The following is a 10,479-nucleotide window of genomic DNA, read 5'->3' as shown; positions in this document are numbered from 1 at the left end:
ATGTAGAGGAGTCTATTTATACTACCACTTACTTTGCTTCGGGATGAACCCGAGTCAGTCTGGGTCGCTGAATCCTTTATTGGGTAAGCTTTTCAACCTGTTTGACACTCTCTTACTCGAAAAAATGAGCGAACGGTGAGACAGGATGGACTGTTACGAGGGATCAAATTGACTATACAGCTTATTGGGTAGATGCAGATGGCGATCGCTCTCTCGATCTCAATGGTTCGCCTGGAGTGGGTGGTATAGCTCAAACTTTCAGCACTATTGCAGGCCAACAATACCTTGTCTCCTTTGCCTTGGCTGGCAATACTTATAGTGGAACTCCCATCAGACAACTAGGAGTTTCAGCCGCAGGCCAGTCCGAAGTTTTTTCCTTTGATACTACAGGGTTTAGTGATGATAATATGGGCTGGGTAAATAAGACCTGGGTATTTACGGCAACTGCATCCACAACGACCTTGGAATTTTATAGTTTATCTATTGAGCCAGAAAATGCTGCTTTTGGCCCCGCACTAGATAACGTTTCCGTAATTTCTTTACTACCATCTATCACTTTAGCAGTAGCCCCAGTAAGTGTAACTGAAGACGGGACAACCAACTTAGTCTATACCTTCACTCGTAACGGAGTAACCACTAATCCATTAACCGTCAACTATACAGTCGGGGGAACAGCTACCTTTAATACAGATTACACTCAAACCGGTGCAGCAACTTTCACCAGTAAAACCGGGACAGTGACTTTCGCTGCTAATTCTACCACTGCTAAAGTCACAATTGATCCCACTGCTGACACTATTGTTGAAAACAATGAAACCGTTATTTTAACCCTCGCTGCGGGGACAGGTTATACAGTAGGTACAAATACAGCAGTTACAGGGACTATTTTTGATTTTTTGTCTCAAGGATTAAAAGGTCAATATTATGATACTTATTTCGATGATAATTTAGGTTTCTTCTCTCAACAATCACCACTTTTAACTCGTATTGACACAAACGTTAACTTTTTAAATAATTCAACATCCTGGAACTTAAACACTATCCCTCAATTAGCTGACTTAGAAACATTTAGTTCCCAGTGGAATGGTTATATTAATATCCCTGTAACTGGCAATTATACTTTTTATATCAATAGTGATGATGCTTCCTATCTCTTTTTAGATAATGCAACTTTAGCCCCTACACCAACTAATGCAACTATTAATAATGGCGGACTTCATATTGTAAAAGAAGTAAGCAAAACTGTAAATTTAACAGCGGGATTACATAATATTTTGCTTCTTTTTGGCGAAAAGACTGCGGACAATATAATGCAGTTTTCTTGGTCAAGTAGTGATGCTAATATTGCCAAGCAAATTGTTCCAAGTAGTGCTTTATTTAATGATGCTAAACTTGCAGTTGGTAGCCTAGCTTTTAGTTCTCCTACTTTCACTGTTAATGAAAATGGAACACCTGTTACTGCTGTAACGGTCACTCGTACCAATGGAAGTGATGGCGCGGTTAGTGTTACCTTAACACCTAGTAATGGGAGTGCGATCGCACCTAGTGACTATACAAATACCCCCATCACTGTCAACTTTGCTGATGGAGAAACCAGCAAAATCGTTACGATTCCTATAGTTAATGATGCCCTTGATGAAGCCAACGAAACCATTAATTTAACCCTGTCTAATCCCACTAATGGGGTCACATTAGGCACACAGAAAACCGCAACTCTAACCATTATCGATAATGATGAGCCAATGGTGAGTTTTAGTCGGGCTAATTTTCAAGTGGGAGAAGATGGTAAAGTGTTCGTTCCCGTGACCATTACCCGTAATGGAGACATGGATAGTGGCTCAGTAACAATCTCTCTGACGGATGGAACAGCTACAACTTCTCAAGATTATAACCCTCAAACTTTTACCGTCACTTTTAATCCTGGAGAAACGACTAAAACTGTAGATATTGCGGTAGTTAATGATACCGTTGCTGAAACTAGCGAAACTATCAATCTAACTCTTAGTAATCCTACTGGTAATATTGTTCTCGGTAGTCAAAAAACTGCCACATTAACTATCATTGATAATGACACAGTTTGGGCAGGTTTTGCTGATGTTGTTCTAGACTATTTTGATAGTGGTGCAGGTCCCATTCCTGGACCATACGGATTTATTGGGAGTGGTGGAACGACTCCTATTAATTTAGATGCCGCTCTAGGTAATGATCCTGATTCATCCTTAGTTAATACTGTTACCTTACCAACTGGTTCTTATATCACCCTTGGGTTTATCGATGAAACTATTGTAGATGGCCCAGGAAATGATATTTTTGTCAGAGAAGATGGTGCTGCGGGTGATCGCGCTAATGTTTTTGTCAGTTCTAATTTTATTGATTTTACTTTCTTGGGGGTTGCTCAGGATAACATTACTACCGCCTTTGATTTGAGTAGTATTAACTATGCTCAATCTGTACGTGCCGTCAAAATTGTTGGTTTAAATCTTGCGGGTAGTGTACCTGGTTTTGACTTAGTTAATGTCCAAGTTTTAAATCAAGGCTCTGCGGCGGGAAAATTAGCATTTGAAACCGCCAATTTCAGCATAAATGAAAATGGAACTCTTGTCACGGAAGTTAAAGTTATTCGTACTGATGGTAGTTATGGACAAGTTAGTGCCACAATTAATTTGACTAACGGTACAGCGATCACACCCAGTGACTATACAAATACCCCTATCACCGTCAACTTTGCCAATGGGGAAACCAGTAAAACCGTCACCATCCCCATCGTTAACGATAGCCAATTGGAAGCAGACGAAACCGTCAACTTAACCCTATCTAACCCAACGGGTGGCGCAACATTAGGAACTCAGACTACAGCAGTTTTAACCATAATTAACGACGACTTACCGCAACGGGGAATCATTAGCCTCAATAGCAGTAACTACACCGTCAACGAAAACGGAACAGCGAACATCACATTAACTCGCACTAATGGAAGTGACGGGGAAGTTAGCGTTATCTTAACCCCTAGCAATGGAAGTGCAATTGCACCTGACGACTATACTAACACCCCCATTACCGTCACCTTTGCCAATGGAGAAACCAGCAAAACTGTTACTATTCCTATCAATAATGACACGGTTTATGAACCTACAGAAACCGTTAACTTAACTCTATCTAGTCCTACAGGTGGCGCAACATTAGGCACCCAAACAACCGCAGTATTAAACATCATTGATAATGGTGCTGTATCCGGTGTCTTATCCTTCAGTAATGCTACTTATAATATTAATGAAAATGGCACACCTGTCACTCAAGTTACCATTAACCGGACTGGGGGAAGTGATGGCGCTGTTAGTGCTACTGTCACCCTAAGCAACGGTACAGCAACAGCCGGAAGTGATTATGTTGCTACCCCTATTACCGTTAATTTTGCCAACGGAGAAACCAGTAAAACTGTTACTATTACCATCATTAATGACACGGTTTTAGAAAATACCGAAACCATTAATCTAACCCTAACTAACCCGACTGGCGGAGCAACTCTTGATAATGCACAAAAAAGCGCAATTGTCAACATTTTAGATGATGATTTTAAACCCACTTTAACGGTGACAATTAATCCCCAACAAGTCACCGAAGGTAACACAATTCAGGGAACTGTCACCCGTAATACCGACACCACCCAACCCTTAACAGTCACCTTAGTTAATAGTGAAAATAGTCAAATTACTGTACCTAATACCGTCACTATTCCAGTAGGTGCAACTTCGGCTAATTTTAACATAACTGCGGTAGATGACACCTTAATCGAACTGCCAAAAAATTATACTATAATTGCTTCTGCTGCTGGGTTTGTTAGTAGTTCTAATACTGTCGCTGTCATTGATAATGATGGGGTAAATTTAACCCTAACTCTAGCTGCTAATAGTATCAGTGAGAATGGAGGTAAAGTTCAAGCGACTGTTACCCGTAATATTGTCACCAATACTCCCCTAGAAGTACAACTCAGTAGCAGTGACACCACCGAAGCAACCGTACCCCAAACCGTTATTATTCCAGCAAATCAAGCATCAGCAACCTTTGAAATTAAAGGAGTTGATGACACTATTTTAGATGGAACTCAACCCGTTATAATTACCGCTAAACCCACCTATACAGGGACGAATATAACAGTAGATGCAGGACAAGCAACCGCTAACCTTAATGTTACTGATAATGAAAGTCCTAGTCTCACCCTTACCCTCGATAAAAACATCATTAGTGAGACAGGAACCGCAACCGCTACTATTACCCGAAATACCCCCACAACAGAAGCATTAACCGTCACCCTCACCAGTAGCGACACCACCGAAGCAACTGTACCCGCAACGGTGACTATTCCAGTAGGACAAACCTCTGCTACTTTTATTGTCACTGGGGTTAATGATGGGGTTAGTGATGGTATTCAAACGATTAATTTAACTGCAAGTGCAAACGGGTTTAATAGTGGGGTAAAAACCATCGAAGTCAGTGATATTGATGTCCCTGACTTAGTAATTACTAATTTAGCGGCAACAACTAACCCCATTTATACGGGTAAACAGTCTTATTTAACCTATAAAGTCGAAAATAAAGGTTTATCTCCTGCTTCGGGAACTTGGACCGATAAGGTTTATCTCTCTACGGATAATAAATTTGATAGTAGTGATAGTCTGATTACTGAGACTACTTTTACTCCTAATATTCCCTTTAATTCCTTCTATGAGCGTAATATCCCCTTCTTTGCGCCGAAAACTGTGGGACAATACTATCTAATTGCTACCACAGATGCTAATAATACTGTTAATGAGGGGACAGGGTTAGGAGAACAGAATAACACGGTTATTACTCCCATTACGGTGATACCTGCTTATAAAGCTACGGTTTACACTGATACGGTAATTGGTACAAACAGACAAGCGGTGACATTACGGGGAAGTGCGGTTAATAATGCGGATAATTCCCCTGTACCCTTTGAATTTGTCACCATTAAGATTGAAAATAACGGTACTATTCGGGAATTAAGCGCGTTTACCGATGGAAACGGTAATTTTGTTAAGAGTTTTAATCCCTTACCCACCGAAGGGGGACAATATAACATTAATGCTTATTTCCCCAATAATCCCACAGAAGACACCGCACCCGAAGACAGTTTTCAACTGTTGGGGATGAAATTTAATACCAGTCAAGTCACTAATAAAGTGATTGCAGATACTCCCTTTACCGGTACGGTGACGCTGGAAAATATTACTAATATTGGGATAACGGGAATTACTGCGACTGTTGATAGTGTGGTACCGGGTTGGAATGTACAGGTGAATACTCCCCAAAATTTAGCAGGTTCGGGGAATAATACCCTTAGTTATACCATTACTGCACCGAATGACTCTTATATCACTCAAGATACCTTTAATATCAAGCTAACCAGTGCGGAAGGAGCGACGGCGGTATTACCTGTTAGTGTTAATTTAGAGCGTATTGTCCCCCGGTTAGTCGCTTCTACTAATTTAGTCAGTAGTGGAATGTTGCGGGGTAATCAAACTCTTGTCGAGTTTCAGGTAACAAATGAAGGGGGAGGAATTGCCAAAAATATTGAGGTAGAGTTACCAAATGAACCTTGGTTAAAGTTAGCTTCTCCTGCGACAATTTCCGCATTAAATCCGGGGGAATCGACGAAAGTTACTTTATTATTAAACCCTGCTGCTAATTTACCGTTAACGGAATATTTCGGTAATTTCTACTTAGATGCAGAAGGGAATGATGGAGATTTATCGGTTAATTATAATTTCCGTGCTTTAAGTGAAGCGAAAGGGAATATACGGATTAATACCGTTGATGAATTATTCTATTTTGCTGAAGGTTCGCCGAAGTTAGCCAATGCAACGGTAACATTACGAGATTATTTTACTAATGAAGTAATCGCTACTGCGGTGACGGATAATACAGGATTAATTAACCTGTCTAATATTAATGAGGGTTATTATAAGTTAGAGGTAAAAGCAGACAAACATGATACTTTCCGTCAAACGATTCAGTTAGATGCTGGGGAAACGGAGAATATTAACGCCTTTTTATCTCGTCAGACGGTGCAGTATAACTGGACTGTCACCCCGACAGAAATTGAGGATAAATATAACATAACTGTTGAGAGTGTTTTTGAGACTGATGTACCCATTCCTACGGTAGTCATTGATCCGCCTTTAATTGATTTAGAAGGGTTAGATGTGGTTGGTCAAGTCATGCAAGTGGATATGACTTTGACTAATCATGGTTTGATTGCAGCGAATGATCTTAAGTTTAGTTTTAGCGATCATCCTTTCTATAAAATTGAACCTCTGATTAATAATATTGAATCATTGGGTGCGAAAAGTTCCTTAACTGTTCCTGTCAGAATTACTCGTATTGCTGATGAGAATACTGGAGGTACTGGTGGCGGTACTGGTGGTGGTACTGGTGGCGGTACTGGTGGAGGTACTGGTGGAGGTACTGGTGGAGGTACTGGTGGTGGTACTGGTGGTGGTACTGGTGGTGGTACTGGTGGCGGTACTGGTGGCGGTACTGGTGGTGGTACTGGTGGTGGTACTGGTGGTGGTACTGGTGGTGGTACTGGTGGTGGTTGTGGGATTTCAGGATCTCTAGTTTATTTCTATCCTTGTGGGGGTCAAGATGTTGGTAAATCGACAGGTATTGGTTTTAATAATGTAGATGGATCTGGTGGTTGTTCTTGGAATCCTTGGGGGGATGCTCCTGGGGGGGATGGCCCTGGGGGTGGTAGTTCTACGCCAGTAATAATAAACCAAGAACCTTGTGAAAATAAAAAATGTGACTCAGAAGGAAAAGAAATAATCAAAGTTGATCTTCTTGGTTTATTTAAGTCAGGTAAAGATGGCACAGATAAATTACTGGAAACTTCTATAAGTGGAGTTCTCGGATTTAAGCCCACATCGGATCTTAGTGCAGAAGGAGGATTAAGAACCTGCTGTCAGTCAGATGGTAGCACTGGATTAGAATGGTTTGGTCAAGCAAAAGGTAGTCTAGGTATTAAAGCTGGTGCAAGTGCTCAAGTCGAAACAAAAGTCAATTTATCACCTCTACAAGCTGAAGGAACTTTAAAAGCAGGATTAGAAATAAATCCTCAGTTCTTTGCAGAAGGAGAAGTATCCAGTAATTGTGGTGGAGAACCAAAAGTTACTTATAAAGGAGGGTTTCGAGTTAATTATTTTTACGGTATCAAGGGTTCGGCAGAAGTTAATGGGAAGTTCGGCCCAGTAACCATTCCTATTGTTGAAGAAAAAAGTCAGTTTTTTGGCTCCGAGGGTGTATTTTGGGAATATTCTCCTGTTAATACTGAGACATCTTCTACACAAAGTTTGATGGCTAAAATGGAGAGTATAAGTCAGACTTATGCTCATGAGCCAATACAATTTCTTGAAGAATTACAAGCTCTTCCAGGACAACTACGTTGGAACTATTTCTCTACAGGATTATCCTATTCAGCCTTTGTTAATTACGACAATCAGCTATGGAGTTTGACAGATAATCCCAACACCCCTGAAATAGAAACATCGGCTTTTATAATCAAACCTTATGAAAATTTATCCTCGAATGCAAATACCAGTACATCATTGGTTTCTTGGACTCAAGAGCAAGCTGAACAATTAGGCATTTTCAATGCGCCACTAGATTATTTGGTTAACCTTGCTACAAAAAAAACATCTCCGCCACCACAACCTGAACAAGGAGTTTGCGCTCAAGTTCGTATCAGCATCGACCAAGAAGCCGTAATGACTCGTTCCGCTTTCCTCGGAAACCTCGAAATAGACAACGGTAATCCAACTAACCTAACTAACCTCGCCGTCAACCTAAAGATTACCGACCAAAACGGCAATATAGTTAACAACCTCTTTGGTATCACTAACCCCATCCTCAAAAACATCACCGCAGTAGATGGTACAGGTATATTAACAGGTGATGACCCCAATACCCCCCAAAATGAAGGCTTAGGTAGTGCAGAATGGACATTTATCCCCACTAACCTCGCCGCACCCCAAACCGCTACCACTTACAACATCGGCGGTACACTTTCCTACACAGAAAACGGACAAGTTATCAACGTCCCCTTACTTTCTACAGGTATCACCGTCTTACCCCAAGCGGAACTATACCTAGATTACTTCCAATCCCGTAACGTCTATGGCGATGATCCCTTTACTGATGCTACCGAAATATCTGTACCATTTGATCTCGCCGTCTTAGTCCAAAACAAAGGTTATGGCGATGCGAAAAATCTCCGTATCACCTCATCTCAACCCAAAATTGTTGATAACGAAAAAGGATTACTGATTGACTTTAATATCATCGGTTCTCAACTCAACGGACAAGACGTTACCCCCTCCCTCGCTGTCAACTTTGGCGACATCAAAGCCGGACAAACCGCCGTCGCTGACTGGTTACTCAAATCCACTCTCCAGGGTAAATTTATCGAATATAAAGCCACCTTTGAACACATCAACGGACTTGGTAACAAAGAACTATCCCTAATTAAAGAAGTCAAAATTCATGAATTAATCCAAAAAGTCCAAGCAAACAGCGATAACCTCCCAGACTTCCTAGTTAATGATCAATTTGATGCCAAATTCTACCCCGATACCCTCTACTTTAGTAATGGCAATACTGCACCCGTCACCGCCATTGACACCGCTACCGTTGACGCACCCGTTACCATCTTTGATTTAGAGGCACAAATCACCTTATCCCCCCCTTATCAAGGGGGGTTAGGGGGGATCTGGACCTACATCCGTTTAGAAGATCCTGCTAACGGACAATTCCAAATCAAAGAACTGCGCCGCTCCGATGGTACATTAATCAATGTAGATAATATCTGGCGCACCGATCGCACTTTCCCTGCTACAGGACGACCCAAATACGAAAATATTCTCCACTTCCTCGACTACAACAGCACCGGAAGCTATACCATTAGCTACGATAGTAACGACTCCGCAGCGCCTAAAGTACGAGAAATTCTTGATGTTTCACCCAATCCGCGCAAGATTCCTGTAGATAACTTAACCGTTGTTTTTACTGAACCCATCCGCGCCAATACTTTTGATTATCAAGACTTAAGCTTAACCCTTGATAACGGTGTCAATTTAATCACCAATGGGGTGACAATTAGTCAAGTTGACCCCATAACCTTCCAAATCAACAACTTAACCAGTATTACGGGTAATATTGGACAATATCAACTCAGTGTTAATGCTACAGGTATCCAAGACTTAGCAGGTAATAATGGAGCCGGTATTGTTAGCGAAAACTGGACATTTACAGGAGATAAACCCGGTATTGCTTCAATTACTGGCTTTAACTCTACCTTACTTAATACTCCTGTTGATACCTTTGATGTCACCTTTACAGAGGCGATTATCCCCACTAGCTTCGACTATACCGACATCACCCTAAGACGTAACAACGGCGAAAGCTTAGTTAACAATACCGTTACTATTACCCAAATTGATGCTACTACCTTCCGAGTCAGTAATTTGAGTCAATTCACCAACACTGAGGGAGATTATCAATTATTAGTCACCGCTAATGGCGTACAGGATACTGATAATAACAACGGTGTCGGGGGTAAAGGGTTTAACTGGGTACTGGATAACACTATTCCTACCCTTACCAGTATCACTAATGTCACCAGTCCTCGTAATACCGCAGTTAGTAACTTAGAAATCAGCTTTTCTGAAGCAATTAAACAAGATACCCTTGATATTAATGACCTATCCCTTACCCGTGATGGTGGTGTTAATTTAATTACCAATAGCGTCACCCTAGAAAAACGCAACGAAACCACCTACACTATCAAAGGGTTAAGCGGACTGCAAACTGATAACGGTATTTATACCGTCACCGTTAATGGTACAGGGATCAAAGATACCGCAGGAAATAGTGTCAGTAACTCCCTCACTCAAACATGGACACTTGATCGCATTCTTCCTAATATACCGACTAATATCCAAGTTACCGCTACAACTCCCCCCTTATTAAGGGGGGCTGGGGGGGATCAAATTGCCACCCTCAACCAAGCGGAACAATATCGGGTAAATAGCCAAAATATCACCATTACAGGGGATTTAGCCGAAGCCAACCTAAAAGTCTATATCAAAGACTTAACCACTAACCAAAACTTAGGACAAGCAACCGTAACCGGAACTAGCTTTAGCAGCAATATTTCTCTACCCTCTCCCGGTTCTCGTAATCTAGAAATACAGGTACAAGATACCGCTGGTAACACTTCTACTGCTAACCTTAGCGTCTTTGCTGATGTAATTAAACCTGCTATTACCCAATTTCTCAACGTTCCCACCTCAACCGCCAACCCCATCAACAGTATTGACGTTCAATTCTCCGAACAAATTAACCTCAATACCTTCGATAAAAACGACATTACCTTAACCCGTGATGGTGTTGCTTTAACCCTAC

General features: G+C 41.3%; 1 protein-coding gene. It reads left to right on the top strand.

The features are described from left to right. Nucleotides 1–167 precede the first annotated feature (167 nt). The coding region (locus O9324_RS00275) for a Calx-beta domain-containing protein (RefSeq protein ID WP_288139179.1) at nt 168–10,479 on the top strand (10,312 nt) is incomplete at its 3' end.

This window comes from Microcystis sp. LE19-84.1B, assembly GCF_027531875.1.
Classification (GTDB): domain Bacteria; phylum Cyanobacteriota; class Cyanobacteriia; order Cyanobacteriales; family Microcystaceae; genus Microcystis; species Microcystis panniformis.
Note: the sequence above shows the minus strand (reverse complement) of the source record. Positions and strands in the feature narration are given on the sequence as shown.